Annotated in this window: 14 protein-coding genes; 8 read left to right on the forward strand and 6 right to left on the reverse strand. The window is 41.6% G+C overall.

What is annotated here, in order from left to right:
• Positions 1-11: 11 nt before the first annotated feature.
• A complete protein-coding gene (locus PJ15_RS09605) occupies positions 12-1,949 on the forward strand; it encodes an NHL repeat-containing protein (protein ID WP_227504690.1) in 1,938 nt (645 codons plus the stop codon).
• Positions 1,950-2,187: 238 nt separating this feature from the next.
• Here the strand turns inward: PJ15_RS09605 and PJ15_RS09610 are convergent, their stop codons facing one another.
• Entirely contained in the window at positions 2,188-3,645 is a 1,458-nt protein-coding gene (locus tag PJ15_RS09610; RefSeq protein ID WP_004776124.1) for an ATP-binding protein, read from the reverse strand.
• 17 nt (positions 3,646-3,662) lie between these two features.
• Positions 3,663-4,427: a two-component system response regulator OmpR gene (gene ompR, locus PJ15_RS09615; RefSeq protein WP_004657337.1), complete on the reverse strand. Its 765-nt coding sequence runs from the start codon at positions 4,425-4,427 to the stop codon at positions 3,663-3,665.
• A 416-nt stretch (positions 4,428-4,843) separates the two neighbouring features.
• On the opposite strand from ompR, the gene PJ15_RS09620 reads away from it, so the two are divergent.
• The 5 genes from PJ15_RS09620 (at position 4,844) to PJ15_RS09640 (ending at position 11,820) form a co-directional block, all read left to right on the forward strand.
• On the forward strand, positions 4,844-7,189 hold the full coding sequence (locus PJ15_RS09620; RefSeq protein WP_005260062.1) for a Tex family protein: 2,346 nt from the start codon (positions 4,844-4,846) through the stop codon (positions 7,187-7,189).
• Positions 7,190-7,463: 274 nt separating this feature from the next.
• Entirely contained in the window at positions 7,464-9,653 is a 2,190-nt protein-coding gene (locus PJ15_RS09625) for a SulP family inorganic anion transporter (protein ID WP_047430243.1), read from the forward strand.
• Between the two features lie 231 nt (positions 9,654-9,884).
• Positions 9,885-10,715: an AraC family transcriptional regulator gene (locus PJ15_RS09630; RefSeq protein ID WP_047430247.1), complete on the forward strand. Its 831-nt coding sequence runs from the start codon at positions 9,885-9,887 to the stop codon at positions 10,713-10,715.
• A 77-nt stretch (positions 10,716-10,792) separates the two neighbouring features.
• Positions 10,793-11,506 (forward strand): AzlC family ABC transporter permease, encoded by a 714-nt coding sequence (locus PJ15_RS09635; RefSeq protein ID WP_047430249.1) that lies wholly within the window; start codon positions 10,793-10,795, stop codon positions 11,504-11,506.
• Positions 11,503-11,820 carry an AzlD domain-containing protein gene (locus PJ15_RS09640; RefSeq protein WP_004776114.1) on the forward strand — a complete coding sequence of 106 codons (318 nt, stop codon included), beginning with the start codon at positions 11,503-11,505 and terminating at the stop codon, positions 11,818-11,820. Before PJ15_RS09635 ends, PJ15_RS09640 begins: the two co-directional genes overlap by 4 nt.
• A 46-nt stretch (positions 11,821-11,866) precedes the next feature.
• Here PJ15_RS09640 and PJ15_RS09645 read toward each other — a convergent pair whose 3' ends face one another.
• On the reverse strand, positions 11,867-12,622 hold the full coding sequence (locus PJ15_RS09645) for an SDR family oxidoreductase (RefSeq protein WP_004776112.1): 756 nt from the start codon (positions 12,620-12,622) through the stop codon (positions 11,867-11,869).
• A gap of 106 nt (positions 12,623-12,728) precedes the next feature.
• On the opposite strand from PJ15_RS09645, the gene PJ15_RS09650 reads away from it, so the two are divergent.
• Positions 12,729-13,613, forward strand: a complete 885-nt coding sequence (locus tag PJ15_RS09650; RefSeq protein ID WP_047430253.1) for a LysR family transcriptional regulator — start codon at positions 12,729-12,731, stop codon at positions 13,611-13,613.
• Positions 13,614-13,702: 89 nt separating this feature from the next.
• Here the strand turns inward: PJ15_RS09650 and PJ15_RS09655 are convergent, their stop codons facing one another.
• The gene (locus PJ15_RS09655) at positions 13,703-15,010 is read right to left on the reverse strand and encodes a CitMHS family transporter (protein WP_047430256.1); all 1,308 of its coding nucleotides are present in this window, start codon (positions 15,008-15,010) and stop codon (positions 13,703-13,705) included.
• 406 nt (positions 15,011-15,416) lie between these two features.
• On the opposite strand from PJ15_RS09655, the gene PJ15_RS09660 reads away from it, so the two are divergent.
• The gene (locus tag PJ15_RS09660; RefSeq protein ID WP_047430259.1) at positions 15,417-16,178 is read left to right on the forward strand and encodes an HD domain-containing protein; all 762 of its coding nucleotides are present in this window, start codon (positions 15,417-15,419) and stop codon (positions 16,176-16,178) included.
• Positions 16,179-16,247: 69 nt separating this feature from the next.
• Here the strand turns inward: PJ15_RS09660 and PJ15_RS09665 are convergent, their stop codons facing one another.
• Positions 16,248-17,540, reverse strand: coding sequence for an MFS transporter (locus PJ15_RS09665; RefSeq protein WP_005260039.1), 1,293 nt, complete (start codon positions 17,538-17,540; stop codon positions 16,248-16,250).
• A 630-nt stretch (positions 17,541-18,170) separates the two neighbouring features.
• Positions 18,171-18,548, reverse strand: a complete 378-nt coding sequence (locus PJ15_RS09670) for a heavy metal-responsive transcriptional regulator (RefSeq protein ID WP_047430261.1) — start codon at positions 18,546-18,548, stop codon at positions 18,171-18,173.
• Positions 18,549-18,597 lie beyond the last annotated feature (49 nt).

The raw sequence follows: 18,597 nt of genomic DNA on the forward strand, positions 1-18,597 counted from the left end.
AGCTCGGAGATGTGTATAAGACACAGACACCAACACCAACACCGACACTTGTGGCTGCATCTGCATTTTCAGTGTTGGCGGGTAATACAGGGGGGGAAGGTTTTGTTGATGGTAAAGGCGTTGATGCAAGATTTAGTCGAGCACAGAGTATTGCAAGTGATCGACATGGTAACTTTTATGTGGCTGATACTTCTAATCACACTATTCGAAAAATTAGCCCTGCAGGAATTGTTACAACCATAGCAGGTCTAGCTATGGTAAAGGGTAGTACTGATGGAGTTGGTACTACTGCCCGATTTAATGCTCCAACAGCAATTGCTGTTGATAGTAGTGATAACGTATATGTATCTGATACTGGTAACTATACTATTCGAAAAATTAGCCCTACAGGTAATGTCACTACTTTAGCTGGTGCCGTGGGAAAATCTAGTTATGCTGATGGTCAAGGTTCAATGGCCAGATTTGTATATGTCGGTGGGATTGCTGCAGGGAAGAATGGTAACGTTTTTGTAACCGACTCATTCAGTAGAACCATTCGCAAAATTAGTCCTACGGGTGTTGTTACTACGATAGCAGGATCAGGAACGGTAGAGGAGGGTAATATCAATGGTAATGGTACTAACGCTAGATTTCGTTTACCTGTAGGAATTGCTATTGATAATAATGATAATATTTTCGTATGTGATAGTGGTAGCTATACTATTCGTAAAATTAGTCCTAAAGCTGATGTTACCACTATTCTTGGTGGTTTTGATTGTGACGGAATATCAGTTGATTTACAGGATAATATCTATGCGACAAAATCAATAAGAAATATTATCAAAAAACTTAGTCCTACAGGCATGGTCAGCATTCTAGCAGGAAAGGATGCAGAGTGGGGGAGTGTCGATGGTAAAGGCAATGCTGCTAGATTTCATTCCCCTCATGGAATTTCTGTCGGTATAGATGGTAATGTTTATGTAGCCGATAGCCTAAATAGCACCATTCGCAAAATTAACTCAGTAGGCGTTGTTAGCACCTTTGCAGGCACAGCGAGTAAAGTGGGTAATACTGATGGAACAGGTTCTGCAGCATTGTTTGATAATCCGGAAGGAATTACCGTTGATGAACATAACAATGCATATGTAACTGATATGTTTAATGACAATATTAGAAAGATTAGCTCCACAGGTGTGGTTACTACTTTAGCTGGGTTGCGCATTCCAGGTGAATCTACTGTAAATGATGGCATAGGGATTAAAGCAGGCTTTAGTTGGCCTTCGGCAATTACTATTGATAACAGTGGATATACTTATGTGGCAGATACTGCCAATCATACTATACGTAAAATTAGTCCATCAGCAGTAGTCACTACTTTAGCTGGATTAGCTGGGGAAAGTGGTGATGTTGATGGGAATGGAGCAACTGTACGATTCCTTCTACCATCTGGAATTACAATTGATAGAAACAAAAATATTTATGTAGCTGATACAAGAAATTCTATTATTAGAAAAATCAGTCCATCTGGCACTGTTACTACTCTTGCAGGTTTGGCTGGAGTAAAGGGAAGTGCTGATGGTAAAGGGGATATTGCACGGTTTTATTTACCTACGGGAATTACAGTTGATAGTAGTGGAAATCTATATGTAGTTGATCAAAAAAGTACGGTACGTAAAATTACCCCTTCAGGTCTGGTGAGTACTTTACCGATAGAAGGCGGTGGAGTAAATTTCAATCTTCGCAAAATAGTATTAGATGCGAACGGTAATTTTTATATTATTAACCCGATAGAATCAACTATACTCATGGCTCGTCAAGTTTGTGATGCAACAACCTCAGGTTGTAAACTTCAAGTGCTTAAATATGCTGTTATGTATAATGCAAAAGATTTGGCAATTTCATCGAATGGTCTTATGTACATTACTGCTCTTAATGCGGTTCTAACCACCGCACTAACAAATTGGCGGTAGAAAAAATAAGAAACTGTTCAGAACATTAATTTATTTTACTTATAGCCTCTTATTTTTATAAACATGGAAACTAAGAGGCTGTAAAAATAGTAAGATTTGAATCTCTAAGCCAGATTAATGTGTTTCAATATTTGATTTAAAGTTGATTATATATGTATTTTCGGTGAGATAAATAAGAGGAATGGCTAACTGGATAGAATTTTGTATTCCTTGATTTAGCTCAATTGGGCATTTGCAATCAAAAATGCCCTGTAAGAGTCTGCTTGATCTTATCAATGGCATTATTCGGTGATTCGGTTGCTGATGCAGCCGTTGGAATAGGGAGAGAAATCACCACTTCCAAGCCGCCTTGTTCACGATTGCGAATATTGATCTGGCCTTGATGGATGTCGACAATACGTTTCACAATTGCCAGTCCAAGTCCGCTACCTTGAATGGTGCGTGCAGAATTACCGCGGACAAAAGGTTGCATCAGTTCTTCGACCTGATCAGGTGGAATACCTTCACCATGATCCGCGACGGTAATCAGGATATGATCATCGACATGACTGGCAGACAGTTCAATCGGTTCTGCGCCATAACGCTTGGCATTATTGATCAGATTGGCAATCAGACGTTTCAACGACAAACTACGGGCAGCAATGATCGGGAGTTCTTGTGCTTCAAAACGAATATCCAGTGGCTTGAATTGTACTACCAGTTCTTGCAACAGGCTATTCAGATTGGTCTCTGTGAGTTCTTCATCGGAACCATCACGCATATAGGAAATGAACTGATTCAGAATCGCGTCCATATCATCCACGTCATAGATTAGACCTTCACGGAAAAATTCATCAGGCAGCATTTCAGCGGTTAAGCGAATACGTGTTAATGGCGTGCGTAAATCATGTGAAATACCCGCCAGCATGATTTGACGATCACGCTCAGTCTGCTCCAGCGTATACACCATATGGTTAAAGGCTTGATTGACCTGACGGATTTCGAGTGGGCCATGATTGGTATCGAGGTAGGGGGCTTTCCCTGTTTTACTATAATTATTCGCGGTATTTTGCAATCGACGTAAAGGTCGATTCATTTGGCGAACCAGAATTAAAATAATGATAGAGGAGACAATCGGGACACCAAATAACCAGCCAGCAATCAGCTCAACACTATAGTTGGTATAGGTTTTTAAAGGCTCTCTGACCCAGTTACCATCCATTTCAGGCGTTTGAATCCAGATCCGTGGAATGGGTTTAAATTTAAAATAAACGGTAACGTCTTTAACGCCCAGCTCTTTCGCCAGCTTTTCTTCAATCTGGTTGGTAAACAGTTCTGCTAGGAATTTATCTTCAACTCTTGGAAATTCTTTAGGATCAGTTACATATTCAATGCCGATACGATTTTTTAACCATGTATCGACATCCACTTCGCTATCACGATGCAAAATACGGATATCTGGATTGTTGACCAGTTCCAGTTCAATCGCAAGATAGCGGGCATGTTGCTGCAATTCAGGAAGATAAAGCGTTCGCCAAAAGAACCACAAGGACATAAACAGGCTAAAAAACACCATGAACAAGACCAGAATGGTGGTGCGCATGGCAGCGGAACGCGGTTTAATTTTATCTAAAAAACGTTCCCATTTCGTTCGGGGCCTTTCGGAATAAGCCGCGAACTCGGTAAATTCTTGTGGGTCAATTGGTTCAAGTTTCAACGTTTAATTTCCTGAACTTACTCTGCGCCATCTGGAACAAAAACGTAACCCACACCCCAGACGGTCTGAATGTAACGTGCGCGGGCAGGGTTATCTTCAATTAAACGACGTAAACGCGAAACTTGGACATCGATTGAACGCTCCATTGCACCCCATTCACGGCCACGCGCTAGATTCATCAATTTGTCGCGTGTTAACGGCTCACGAGGGTGCTGAACCAGCGCTTTCAATACCGCAAACTCGCCTGTGGTCAATGTCACTACCTGACCTTCACGGGTCAAGGTACGTGTAGACAGGTCGAGTGACCAAGGGCCAAAGCTAACTACTTCAACTTGCTGACTTGGTGCACCAGGTACTTCACGCACTTGGCGACGTAATACCGCACGGATACGGGCAAGTAATTCATTTGGGTTAAACGGTTTTGGCAGGTAATCGTCTGCACCCGCTTCAAGACCCGCAATACGGTCAGAATCGCTACCGCGTGCAGTGAGCATGATAATTGGCGTGTCAATATTAGACTGACGTAAGCGACGACAAATACTTAAACCATCTTCTACAGGGAGCATAAAATCAAGCACGATTAGAGAGAATAGTTCACGTTGTAGTAAACGATCCATTTGTGTCGCATCATGAGCAGTTTTTACGACGAAACCTTTATCTTCGAGGAAACGTTGTAAAAGCGTACGCAAGCGCACATCGTCATCAACCACTAAAATGCGTTCGACCCGGTCTGTCTCATGGTGTACGGTTTCCGTCGATTCAGCAGGTACAACTAAACTCATGATTGTGCTCCTTTATCGTTTATTGTCATCGTCTTTATGCAATGCGAGTGTGAAATATCTATAGACCTTCGAGTATACGATTCATTGCACAGTTTTGGCTATGTTATAAAGCAACAAATATTGCCAATAAAATCAAGAGATAGATACCAAATATATACAGGCAAAATTATGACAATCATCCTAATTTTCAATATTTAGGCAGGAAATGTAGCTTATTTTAGAAACATTCGGCGATTTGCATAAAAGATAAGGGGGCTGATTTTGTTAAAAACCCTGTCCATAATGACGAAATAAAGCGCTATGTTTAAAATTTATACACAGCTAAAACACAATATTCAAAAAAACAATGGTGGATTTTATAGCCATGAACTTTATAATCATTGCTTTTAGACTTAACCCTTGTGGAATCAATCACGATGACTGACTTAGTTCAGCAGTTGGCAAATGAACTTGCCGTACGTCCAAACCAAGTAGAAGCTGCTATTCGTTTAATTGATGAAGGTGCTAGCGTTCCTTTTATTGCACGTTACCGTAAAGAAGTCACGCAAGGCTTAGACGATACGCAATTACGTCAACTCGATACACGTTTAACTTATTTACGTGATTTATACGAGCGTCGTGAGAAGGTAATTCAATCTTTACAAGAACAAGATAAATTAAGCGATGATTTATTAGCACGTGTAAATGCGGCTGAAACGAAAAATGCATTAGAAGAAATTTATGCACCTTATCGTCCAAAACGCACCAGCAAATCATTTAAAGCAAAAGAAGCTGGTTTAGGGCCAATTGCTGAAAAAATTCTTGCAGATCAAATTGATCCTGCTGAAGCTTTGGCTGGTTTTAGTCATGAAGACTATCCAGATACTGAAAGTCAGCTCGATGCAATCCAGCATATCCTGATTGACGACTGGGCACAAAACATTGCCTTAACCACTGAATTAAAACAAACTTTTGCTAAAACTGCAGTATTGAAAAGTGCAGTCGCTTCTGATGAGAAAAAAGAAGTGGGCAAAAAATTCCGTGATTATTTTGAATTTTCTGAAAATCTCAATAAAGTGCCTTCACATCGTTTATTGGCGATGTTACGTGGCCGTCAGGAAAATGTACTTGGCTTGAAAGTGGATGGTGAAGATGATGCACCATTGGCACGTATCGAGACAGAATATAATCTTGAGCAGCTTCAACCACAAAGCCGTCAGGATTATTTAAAGCAAACCGCTAAATTATTCTGGTTGGGTAAAATCCGTCCGCAAATTGAACATTCATTATTAACAGATAAGCGTTTAGCTGCTGAAGCTGAAGCGATGGATGTCTTTGCTGAAAACTTACGTCATTTATTGCTTTCTGCACCTGCAGGTAGCCGCACGACTTTAGGTGTAGATCCTGGTATCCGTACTGGCGTGAAACTTGCTGTCGTGAGTGATGCAGGGGATGTACTGGCGCATAGCACGATTTATCCATTTGCACCAAAAGAAGATAAAGAAGGTTCGCTTGCAGAACTTGCTCGTTTATGCCGAGAGTTCCACGTGGAACTTATTGCAATTGGCAACGGAACTGCAAGTCGTGAAACCGAAGCTTTGGTTGCAGAAATGATGGCGGCCAATGCTGATTTGAAATTGACGCGTATTACCGTAAGTGAAGCGGGTGCATCAGTTTATTCTGCAAGTGAGTTGGCTTCACAAGAGCTTCCAGAACTTGATGTGTCGATTCGTGGTGCAGTTTCAATTGCACGCCGTTTGCAAGATCCATTGGCTGAACTCGTTAAAATTGATCCAAAATCAATTGGTGTAGGTCAATATCAACATGATGTGAATCAGACTGGTTTGGCAAAAACACTGGATGCAGTGGTTGAAGACTGTGTGAATGCTGTTGGTGTAGATGTGAATACAGCTTCTCCTGCAATTCTTGCTTATATTGCAGGTCTGAATAAATCGATTGCTCAGCAAATCGTGGAATACCGTAAAGAAAACGGTCGTTTTGATAACCGTCAAGCATTGAAAAAAGTACCACGTTTAGGCGAACGTACTTTTGAACAATCAGCAGGTTTCTTACGGGTTCAAAATGGTTCAGAGCCATTGGATGCATCTGCTGTTCACCCTGAAAGTTATGGCTTGGTGGAAAAAATTGTTGCGGCAAAAGCAACTACGGTAAAAGATATTATTGGCAACACTGAAATCATTCGCCAAGTGAAGGCAGATGAGTTTGTTGATGACAAATTTGGTTTACCGACTATTCAGGACGTTTTAGCTGAATTGGAAAAACCAGGCCGTGACCCACGTCCAGAGTTCCGTACTGCGAAGTTCCGTGAAGACATTACTGAGGTTGCTCAACTGACTGAAGGCATGCAGCTTGAAGGTGTGGTAACCAATGTGACCAATTTCGGTGCTTTCGTTGATGTGGGTGTGCATCAAGATGGTTTAGTGCATATCTCTGAACTTGCTAATGAATTTGTATCTGATCCACATAAAGTAGTGAAACCAGGTCAAATCGTACAAGTACGTGTGATGCAGGTTGACGTGGAACGTAATCGTGTCAACTTAAGTATGCGTGCAGAAGGTTCTGCGCCAGCGAAAGCAGCGCGCCCGCAACGTGCTCCGCAAGAGCGTACTGAGCGTAAGCCACAGGGTCAACGTCCACCACGCAAAGAAGGTGACTTTAAACGCCCACAACATAACAAGCCGAAATCTGATAAACCTCAAGAGCAAAAAATTGGTGGTTTAGGTGCATTGTTATTACAAGCTGGGATTAAAGGTTCTAAGTAAATTTATAATTCCTAAAAAAACCTCCTTCGGGAGGTTTTTTTATTGCTGTGGTTCATTTAATGCACTGTAGATTTAAAGTCTGTTGAAATCCAAGATGAGGCGAATCTTAAGATCAACAAAAATAGGTTTAAATCGATAAATAAATATACAACGTTATAACGTAACCAAACTTTAAACCTTGCACTTTGTCGGACAATATCATGCAAGCCTTAAAGTAGGGAAAACACTTTCAGGCAGTAAAAATTAATTATTTTTTATTATAAATGGTTGCCTCATGACAAGTTTAACACTGAAAAATAGATTCCATTTAAATGACCTCCTCTCCGGCGTTGTCGTTTTTCTCGTGGCCTTGCCTTTATGTCTAGGTATTGCTTTAGCCTCTGGAGCGCCCATTATTTCAGGCATTATTGCTGGAATTGTTGGTGGGATTATTGTCGGGCTGCTGAGTGGTTCTCACATCAGCGTTTCGGGTCCGGCAGCAGGACTGACTGCGGTCATTCTGGTACAACTGGATCAATTAGGCGGCAATTATGCCGCTTTTTTATTGTGTATCGTCTTTGCTGGGATTTTACAGATTTTATTTGGGCTCTTTAAATTGGGCTTCTTTGCGAATTTTATTCCCAATAATGTGATCTTGGGATTACTGGCTGCAATTGGCGCAATTCTGATAGTGACTCAATTGCCTTATTTATTCGGTTTATCCAACTTTTCTTGGGATATGTTGTGGACCAGTACACCGAGTGCCTTGATTCAGCATTTTGATCTGGGTGCTGCCTTAATTGGCCTGCTGAGCCTATTTTTGATTCTGGCTTGGGATAGCAGTCCATTGAAAAAACTGGCCCTACCATCTGCCTTGATTGCCGTTGTACTGGCTGCGGGTTTAAATTTTATTTTAATTTATATTGGTTCGCCGTGGGCGGTACAAACCGATAACCTGATCCAATTGCCTAATATCTTAGAGGCGCCTCAAGAGGTGCTGGTTTTCCCTGACTTTGCTTATCTGGCTGAGCCATTGATTTACACTGGAGCGGTTACTTTGGCCATCGTGGCTTCATTAGAAACATTATTGAATCTGGAAGCGGCAGATAAACTGGATTCACAAAAAAGATCGTCTCCCCCCAATCGTGAGTTGTGGGCACAAGGGGCGGGCAATATTGTGTCGGGTTTAATTGGTGGAATGCCAGTGACATCGGTGATTGTACGCAGCTCGGTCAATGCCAATACAGGCGCACGCAGTAAATGTTCTACCATCATTCATGGGGTACTTTTGTTATTGGCGGTCTTGTTCTTTGTGCCATTGATGAACATGATTCCGCTATCTGCACTAGCCGCTATTTTGATTTTGACGGGTTTTAAACTCACTCATCCCAAACTATTCAAACAGTTGTATCAGAAAGGCTGGAAACAGTTCTTACCTTTTATCATTACGCTGGTTGCAATTTTACTGACAGATTTATTGACTGGCATCGTAATTGGTTTGCTGACCAGTAGTGGCTTCATTCTCTATGGTAATTTTAATAAAGGCGTACGGGTTTATAAAGAAAAGCATTTGCACGGCATCGTGACACGTATTGAACTGCCTTCACAAGTGACCTTTCTAAACCGTTCTGCATTGATCTCAGCCTTGGAACATGTGCATAAACATCAGCAGTTAATTATTGATGCAACCCAGTGTGATTCGATTGATCCAGATATTTATCAAGTGATTCAGGACTATCAGAATGAAACTGCCAGTAAACGTCAGATTGATCTCAAGCTCATCGGATTTAAACAACATTATCAGGATGTCGATGAAGCAGCACTGGATATTTATATCAGTACTCGGGAACTGCAACGTAAATTAAGCCCGCAAGAAGTCATTACATTACTCAAAGAGGGAAATGAACGTTTTGTGAAAAATGAACGCTTGCAACGGGATATTTATCGCCAGATCCGAGTGACTGCGGATGAAGGACAGCATCCGATTGCAGCGGTACTGGGCTGTATGGATTCGCGTGCCCCGACCGAGATGATTTTCGACGTCGGGATTGGCGATTTATTCAGTTTAAGAATTGCTGGGAATATTGCTGGGCAAAAAGTACTGGGTTCACTTGAGTTTGCCTGTCAGGCCAAAGGTTCAAAGGTGATTTTGGTTTTGGGTCATACCGATTGTGGTGCTGTCACCAGTGCCTGCCAATTACGTTTGCAGCATAAACAGGTTGCCGATGTCCCAGAGATGCCACATATTCAGTATGTACTGGGACCGCTGATGCATTCAGTCGACAGTGTCTATGACATCATGCAGCCGCGTGATTTGAGTAAGGCTTTTATCAATCAGGTGACAGCGATGAATGTCCACTACAATATTCAATACATCATTACCCATAGTCCAGTATTGAGAGAGATGCTGGAGCGAGGTGAGATTGCAATTGTCGGGGCAATTTATGATGTTAAAACAGGACATGTCGAGTTTCTGGATAGTTGATCTTTAAAGCTAAAAAAGCGCCTGTTCTGAGGCGCTTTTTTTATTTGCGTTGTGTTAGATCTATTTTTTTTTGTCTCTTGAATTGGAATTTTATTGAGTGAAAAGGAGAATAAGGCCTTACGCAATTTTGTCTTAGGCGTAGAATAGCCCGAATAAACAGCAATTTTATTCTATAAATTTCATTCAATCGCGCTAACCTGACATGATGCAAAAAATTCAAAGGAGGTCGTGATGTCGCGTAGACCTCGGGAACAAGTTGATTACTTACACCTGGAAGAACTGGGTGGGCTGGAAATGCTGAAAGCAAGTTACTATCAGCAGGAATTTTCACGACATGTTCATGAAGGATTTTGTATTGGTGTGATTGAAGAGGGCGCACAACGCTTTTATCGTACAGGCGGCAATCATGTAGCACCACAGGGCGATATTATTTTGGTCAATGCCGATGAAGTGCATACTGGATCTTCGGCTGTAGACACGGGTTGGCGTTATCGTGCGATTTATCCGACGCCTGAAGTGTTTAATGAACTTACTCGAGATCTGACCACTGTTCATGGCACTGCGCCGTGGTTTCGTGAAGCGGTCCTGCATGATGAAGGTTTGGCTCAACAATTCCGCATATTATTTGATTTACTTGAACAACCGAATAATACCTTATTAAAACAGACCTTATTCTTATCTACGATTGCATGGCTGGTGTCCAAATACAGTCAGGTCAAACCGCATGTGACCGACTTGAGCAATGCCAAGCAACGAATCCTCAATATTAAAGAACTGATGGCAAGTATGCCTGAGCAAGAGTTTTCCTTGGCTGAGCTGGCAGAAATGGTCAATCTGAGCCAGTGGCATTTCTTGAGACAATTTAAAAAGCATGTCGGATTGTCACCGCATGCATGGTTGGTACAGGCGCGTTTGCAGAAGTCGCAAAGATTATTAAGACAAGGACTAAATTTATCTGAAGTGTCACAGCAATGTGGTTTCTCGGATCAAAGTCATTTTAGTCGTCATTTTCGTCAGACCTTTGGTATTACCCCCGGCGGTTATATTGCCTATCTCAAATAAAACAGCAATTTTATACAATTCTCCTGAATCAAATTTTGGCATAGTCATACCGTCTTTGATCAACGATTGTGATTTTGATGTTAACTGACAGCGTAACTGATGACACACCCATGACCGTAACGCGGGCATTTTTTAATGGCGTCGTCAAAATATTGCCGCTGTGTTTTGCCGTGTTACCGTGGGGTTTACTTGCAGGTTCTATGGCAATTCAGGCTGGGCTAACCACCTTACAGGCGGTGGGGATGTCGGCGTTGGTCTTTGCAGGTGCAGCGCAATTAATGACTTTAGGTTTGGTGATGGCTGGGACACCTGCTTTAACGATCATCATCTCTGTCTTTTTAATCACGACCCAGCATTATCTATATGCACTCTATCTCCGTGAAGATATTTCCAGACAGCCTTTAAAGTATCGTCTCATGTTGGGCTTTTTACTGACCGATGAACTTTTTGCAGTCAGCATTAAAAAACAGCAGCACTATATTTATTACTTGCTGGGTGCAGGCAGTTGTTTTTATCTATGCTGGGTCTTGTTCAGCCTGTGTGGTGTATTGTTGGCAGCTTCGGTACCCAATCTGGATCAATATCATTTAGATTTCTCTATTGTTGCTACCTTTATTGCCATCGTGATTCCATTTATTAAGAACCTGAATACGCTGGTCGGTGTGTTGGTATCCGTGATTCTGACCGTCATTTTCTTGAGTCTGGGGATTAAAAGTGCAGCGATCTTGGCTGGTGTGATTGGCATGTTGACGGCAACCTGCTTACAGAATCTTCGGGAGCGTGCGGCATGAGTTGGTTTCTTCTGATTATTCTGGCAATCGTCGTATTCATGAATCGTTATATTCTGCTGGAACCGAATATTCCATTACGTTTACCGAAATGGTTCCAGCAGTCTTTACAGTATTCTGCGCCGTGTTTATTGACCGCGATTGCAACGCCGATTGTGTTTATGGATGAGCATGGTGCTTTTCGTAGCACTTTACTCAATCCCTATTTTCTGGCGACGCTGCTTACCATTGTAATTGCCTACAAGGTGAAGCATACCTTACTGACAATTATCTTGAGTCTGGCCTGTTTTTACGGGTTGGTGTTTTGGTTGCATTAAATGCTTGGGCTGTTAAATAAAGTACCCAAGCATTTCATTTCTGGAATTAGCGGGTGGTATAACCGCCATTTGCGAAAATGGTTTGGCCTGTAATCCACCAGCCATCTGTCACCAGAAAACGAACCAGAGGTTCAATATCTTCAATTTGGGTCAGTCCACCTAAGGCTGATGCAGACTTATGATAAGCCACGGCTTCTGGTGCTTCCTGACCATAGAAAAATGGTGTATCCATTGGACCTGGTGCAACCGCAGTCACCGAAATGCCACGCTCGCCAAACTCTTTCGATGCAGCTCGGGTGTAGTGTTCTACTGGTGCTTTTAAGCCTTCATAAGTTGAATAAAGGCCCGTATAAGCAGCAAGTAAACTGGTCACAATGGTACAGATTTTTCCGTGCGGATTGAGATGACGGCCTGCAGATTGAATGAAGAAATAAGCAATTTTATTGTTAATATCGTTCATCCCGTCAAACTCTTGTTCCGTGGTGTCCAGATATGCTTTTTTCAGGACACGCCCAACGGTATTGATGGCAATATCAACGCCACCAAATTCTGCTTTGGCTTTAACAAAGAGTGCTTCAATATTCTGGATATCGGATAAATCTGCTTGCACCAAAATTGCTTTTGCCCCGAACGCCTGCACGGCCTTTAAAGTTTCTTCTGCATCCGCTTGCGTTGCCGCACTATTATAATGAATGAGTAAGTTTGCACCTTGTTCAGCAAACTTACGTGAAATTAAGCCACCTAAGTTTTTGGCACCGCCTGTAATCAATACGGTTTTTCCTTTTAGAGCATGCTTTGACATTGATTTATCCTCGCCTTGTTTTGTATAAAAATCATGCTAATTGAATTTTTTTGTTTGAAATAGTTGTTAGGATTGAACTGATTGTGCAACAAAGTTGAATAATAAAATGGATAAGATTGACCGCTTAAAAATCTTTTGTTTAGTGGCAGAGAAGCAATCTTTTGCACAAGCTGCATTGCAACTGGGGTTGCCACGTTCTAATGTGACCTACGCAATACAAGCACTTGAAAAAGAATATGAAGTGCTATTGTTCTATCGCACTACGCGCAAAGTATCTTTAACGCATGAGGGGAGTCTGTTTTATGAGGAAGCGATGCGTCTGGTGACGCAATTAAAAGAGCTCAATCGGTTTAAAACTCATGTGCGTAGTGCAGAAGGCAAGATCAGTATTGGCTTACCCAAACGGTTGGCGACACAGGTATTGATTCCTCACGTACTACATTTTTATCAGCGTTATCCCAAAGTCAAAGTGTTGGTCAATAGCAGTGATGATTTTTCCAATCTGATTGAGCAGCAACTCGATTGTGTGGTGCGGGTTGGGCAGGTGCAGGATGAATATCTACTGATTCGACCCATCACACAGACCCACATCTGGACGCTAGCGGCACCGAATTATCTATCCGAATTTGGTGAGCCGAAGAGCTTTGCGGAACTCCAGCAGCATTACGCTGTGGACTATCATGTAGCGAAACATTATCGGGAATGGAGTGAATTGGTATTTCGGGATCAGCGAATAAAAATGCCATATCGTTTATTGATTGAAAATACCGAAGCCTATATTCAGGCAGGCTTAGCAGGGATTGGTATTATCCAGATTCCCGAATTTGATGCTGCACCATATGTACAGCAAGGACGATTACAGCGCTTATTTATCGAAGTCCCAAGTTTGCAATTACCAGTGAATATTTTGTTGACGGATCGTCAGTATCGCCCTAAATATTTTCAGGATTTTATTGAATGGCTGGACGAATTATTAAAAAGTCAGCTTTAGGCAATCACCTCAACTTTTATCTGAATAAATCTCAAATATTCAGGCAATAAAAAAGCATACCGAAGTATGCTTTTTTATTTTGGCAAGGATTAATAGAGGCCGAGTAAGAATCCAACGCCTAAGATAAAGAAGCTAAATAGCCAGATCCAGCCAAATGAATAGCGTAAATGACGTCCCATATCTGTACCTGCAAGACCCATGGCAAGCCATGTTGCTGGTGAGAATGGACTGACAAATGTTCCTGCGTTATTACCAATTGCCATGGCATAAACCACTGAATCAGCGCTTACACCAGCTGTTGCAGTCACTTCCTGAACAATTGGCAAGAGGGCAAAGTAGTAAGCATCGGTGCTGGTAAACAGGTCCATTGGAACACCCAATATACCGACCAGAATATGTAAGCTACCGACCCAAGTACTTGGTAAAATATGAATCAGATCCAGTGCGATGGACTTCAACATGCCTGATTCTGAGAGAATTCCCAAGAAAGCACCTGCAGCAAAAATGATTGCAACCATGCTTAATGCCTGAGGCGCATGACGGCTAATCACCGCCATTTGTTCTCTTGGTTTCGGGAAGTTCACCAGTAATACCAGTGATAATGCAATCATAAAGACATAGGGCGCTGAGAACAGACCAAAAGCCAGACAGATCACTGCAACAACAACCAAGCCGATGTTAAACCAGAATTTCTTAGGTTTTACTTCTTCTTGTACATCTTCAGCCATGTCAGCTGCCATGCAGTCTTGCTCAAAAGGTGTGGTCCCTAACGCTTGCGCTGCCAGAATACGTTTCTTTTCACGTAAACCCATCAATACCGCAAAGCCCATCATACCGACGACCCCGATGACCTGAACAGGAATCAGGCTACGCCAGAGTTCAGCGGCTTCAATACCCGTTACCGCAGAAGCACGGCCTAGCGGGCCACCCCACGGCACCATATTCATGACGCCCATGCTGCCAGCCATCAAAAGAAGCATCAGATAAGGACTCATACCCAGTTTGCGGTAGAGCGGGAGTAAAGCGGGGATAATAATGAGAAAAGTTGCTGCGCCAGAACCATCCAGATGGACAACGGCAGCAATCAGGGTGGTCATCACCGCAACAATCACCACATTACCGCGGGTCATGCGCACCATGTTTCGGATCATCGGATCAAAGACATGTAACTCTTTTAAAATACTGAAAAACAAAATGGCAAATAAAAACATGGTGGCCACTTTGCTGACTTTTAATAGCCCTGCTTCAAAGAAACCAGAAATCTCGCTAATAGAAAAACCAGCAATTAAAGCCCCAATAAGTGGAACAATCGACATTGCGACGATCGGGCTGGTTTTGCCAGACATGAGTAACGCGACAATCGTTACAATAATTAGAATACCTATCAGCGTAAGCATTATTTACTCCCTTAAGCCGTAACCTCTTGCCATAAAAAAAGTGTTAAAAGTACACCAAAAATAAAAAAATAAAGCGCCGTCCATTATGCATAAAATCTTAAAATAAGCTTAAATTTAAGAAGAAAAACTGCACGAAAAGATGAATAAATGAACAATTTGTTTAATTTATTGCAAAAATAGACTTTAAATGATGAGCAAAACTATCTGAAAAGTGGATAAGTTATCAGCATTTTCTTATTCGTATAATTAGGAGATATAGTCGAGTTCTTTGTGATGAAGTTGAGGATTATTTTTTTAATAACGACCTATTTTTTTAGAACATCTGAATCAAAGCAAGTTAAAGATTTTGACATTATGAATTCTTTGCTTTAAAAATTAGAGTAATTACTCTAATTTGGGGAATGCAATGCAAATTGGTCGACAAATATGGATGACACGGACTTCAGGTGATTTAGCGTTAAAAGACCGTTTGGCGTTACTCCGTCATAGCTTATTTCCTGTTATTCAACAAACGATTAAAAGCTACGCCTTAGCACATCATGACAAGGTGGATAAACAGCATGAGCTGAGTATCGCGGATCTCACATTACCTGATAGCGCAGATGTGCTACATGCCTTAGACCAAATGCAATCTTGCAGTACGGAGGCCTTACAGAATCATTGTCTTCGAACATGGTGCTATGCCAGTGCCTTTGCCAAAATACACCAACATCAATGTGATCATGAACTGTTAGCTGTCTCCTGTCTGTTACATGATTTGGGGATGACGGCACAACACGATCAGCATCATGCAGGTTGTCGTTGTTTTGCTGGACAAGGTGCTTATGCTGCAAAAGACTGGTCAATTCAACAAGGTTGGGAAGAGGGACGCGCTGATCAGCTTTTTGATGTGATCAGTATGCATATGAATCCATATGTTGGACTTGAGGAAGGCGTTGAGGCTCATTTATTACAACAAGCTGCTAGCTGTGATGTGATTGGAAGCCGTGGCTTTGAGTTTTCAAAACAGTTTAGACGGCAATTGCAGCAAAAATATCCTCGTCTCGATTTTAATCGGATCATGATTGAATTTACGCAACAAGAAGCACATAAACGGCCCCGATCCCGTACTGCAATGATTGTACAGAGCGGTTTTAAACAATTGGTGAATTTAAATCCTTACGTGTAATAAGCCAAAATAAAAAAACCACTCTTGCCTAAACAAAAGTGGTTTCTCAGTATTTTGAATCGAATTTATTTAGTGGTCATGTTCCAGATATTCTGGTTTCTTCGGTAATGCCCAACTACAGAAGAAGCAGATTGTCAGCATGATAATCACATAAATAAAGAAGATATTTTCAATGCCTGCATCTTTAAAGAGTAATGCAACCGAAGGTGCTGAACCACCAAACAAGGCATTACCCACTGCATAAGAGAAGCCAACGCCTAAGGCACGAACATGCGGAGGGAACATTTCTGCTTTCACCAAACCACTGATTGAGGTGTAGAAGCTGAGCAGCATCATCAAGAAAATCAGCAGTAAGGTAATAATGACAGGCGAATCAACAAAGCTTCGCATACCTGTCACCATCACTGGATAGATAAAGATTGCGCTGAGTAAACTGAAAGCCAGCATGGAAGCACGACGGCCAATTCGGTCTGAAAGCATACCAAACAAAGGTTGCGCCAACATGAAGACAAACAGAGCCGTGGTCATAATGAAACCAACGGTTTTGCCATCCATACCAATGTTGGTCAGATAAGTTTTAGAATAAACAGTAACAACATAGAAAGTTAGTGAACCCGCAGAGGTATAACCCACTACCAGCAGGAAGGTTTTCCAGTGCTGTTTAAGTAAGGCAACTAAACTACCTGATTCCTCACGTTCCGCATCTTCATGCGATAAGGTTTCTTCTAAACGACTACGCGCAAGTAAAGACAAGATCGCAGCAATACCACCAATCACGAATGGGATACGCCAGCCGCCATCATTCAATTGCTGTTCAGTCATAAAGCCAAGCAAGATAACCCCGAGTAAGCTTGCGAGTAACTGACCGCCTGAGAGTGTGACGTATTGAAACGAAGCAAAGAAACCACGTTGTCCTTTTAACCCCAGCTCACTCATGTAGGTGGCTACCGCACCATATTCTCCACCGACAGAAAGACCCTGCAATAAGCGAACCATCAGGAGCAAGAAGGGTGCCCACATACCGACTTGATCATACGTTGGTAATGCTGCAAAGAGGAATGAACTCAACGCCATCAGACAGATAGAAATCACCATGGACTGTTTACGACCGCTACGGTCAGCGATACGTCCAAATAACCAGCTACCAATTGGACGCATAAAGAAGCTAGCAGCAAATACACCCCAGACATAAATCGCTTTCGTGGTTGGCTCCATATCCGGTGCAGTTAATGCATGCGTAAAATAAGCAGCAAAGACGGCATAAATATAGAAATCAAACCATTCAACCAAGTTCCCTGATGCCGCACCGACAATACCTTTGATGCGACTTCTTTTTTCTTCCTTGCTATATACCTGACTCATATACGTTCCTTTTCAACCAAGCAAGATTCTGTAACTGAATCTTTACAGAATGTTATATACCGCTAAAGAAGCATGAAAATGACACTATTTTGTATGCTTTTTATGAATACATTTTTGTATGCGGAGAATATGCGTGATTTTGAGCTAAATCATTGACAGATATAGGATGTCAGAATGGTCAATGTATAGGTTTTAATCTTTTAAAAAGCAAATAATTGAGTGCTACACAGGGATAATACTTTTAGCTCGCTCATTTAATTTGTGTAAATGGAATGTAAAAGAACTATTTTGGTGCATGGTATTTGCACTATTTCTTTGAAATTACTAAATGGCTATGTGGAGATTAAATCTTGGTCAATGTATTAAAAATGGATATCCTCTAATTAGGTTATAAACAGGCCGAATCGTTAGGGCTGGTGATTAAAACAGCGAAGCTGTGGATAAGTTTTAGTTTATACACACGCTTAATCGTTCTTTTTATTGGGTGTTTTTCGTCAAACTGTCATTTCAGTTTTGGAGTCACATCGCATTGGCGACTAAGGGGATCTTTAAAGATATGACTTTGACTGTTTTGTTGGAGAAATCATGTCAGAACAGTCTTCAATATTGTCCTCTAACTTTTAAAAATAATCATTCGAATGATGGAATCGGGCAGTCTGCTCGTAATGGACACGGCTCTCCTTGGGTCAGTTTGCTGAGCATGGTTCTGATTTGATAAAGCTGGGCAATTTTTTCATCAATGAGATTTAGCTTTTCTTGAACGATTGTTTGAACTTGTGCCGCGGGAATTTCGTCTTGCGCCGTCATTGCTAAAATTTGTTTAATTTCATTTAGTGTATAACCCAGATTTTTAGCAGAGCGAATGAGTTGTAGTTGTTGTAAGGTTTGTTCCGGGTAATCTCTATAGCCATTATTACAGGTAATAGACTGGATCAGTTGCATTTTTTCATAAAAGCGAATGGTATCTCGGCTTAAATCTGCCTGTTTAGCCAACTGTCCAATCAACATAGTGAGCATCCTTTATTATTTTAAAAAGTGGTGTATCAACCACTTGACC

This window comes from Acinetobacter sp. neg1 (assembly GCF_000788125.1).
GTDB lineage: Bacteria > Pseudomonadota > Gammaproteobacteria > Pseudomonadales > Moraxellaceae > Acinetobacter > Acinetobacter vivianii.

Coding starts and splice junctions, on each gene's coding strand:
- ompR (WP_004657337.1), bottom strand. CDS start 4,427: ATGAGTTTAGTTGTACCTGCTGAATCGACGGAAACCGTACACCATGAG.
- PJ15_RS09620 (WP_005260062.1), top strand. CDS start 4,844: ATGACTGACTTAGTTCAGCAGTTGGCAAATGAACTTGCCGTACGTCCA.
- PJ15_RS09625 (WP_047430243.1), top strand. CDS start 7,464: ATGACAAGTTTAACACTGAAAAATAGATTCCATTTAAATGACCTCCTC.
- PJ15_RS09630 (WP_047430247.1), top strand. CDS start 9,885: ATGTCGCGTAGACCTCGGGAACAAGTTGATTACTTACACCTGGAAGAA.
- PJ15_RS09635 (WP_047430249.1), top strand. CDS start 10,793: ATGTTAACTGACAGCGTAACTGATGACACACCCATGACCGTAACGCGG.
- PJ15_RS09640 (WP_004776114.1), top strand. CDS start 11,503: ATGAGTTGGTTTCTTCTGATTATTCTGGCAATCGTCGTATTCATGAAT.
- PJ15_RS09645 (WP_004776112.1), bottom strand. CDS start 12,622: ATGTCAAAGCATGCTCTAAAAGGAAAAACCGTATTGATTACAGGCGGT.
- PJ15_RS09650 (WP_047430253.1), top strand. CDS start 12,729: ATGGATAAGATTGACCGCTTAAAAATCTTTTGTTTAGTGGCAGAGAAG.
- PJ15_RS09655 (WP_047430256.1), bottom strand. CDS start 15,010: ATGCTTACGCTGATAGGTATTCTAATTATTGTAACGATTGTCGCGTTA.
- PJ15_RS09660 (WP_047430259.1), top strand. CDS start 15,417: ATGCAAATTGGTCGACAAATATGGATGACACGGACTTCAGGTGATTTA.
- PJ15_RS09665 (WP_005260039.1), bottom strand. CDS start 17,540: ATGAGTCAGGTATATAGCAAGGAAGAAAAAAGAAGTCGCATCAAAGGT.
- PJ15_RS09670 (WP_047430261.1), bottom strand. CDS start 18,548: ATGTTGATTGGACAGTTGGCTAAACAGGCAGATTTAAGCCGAGATACC.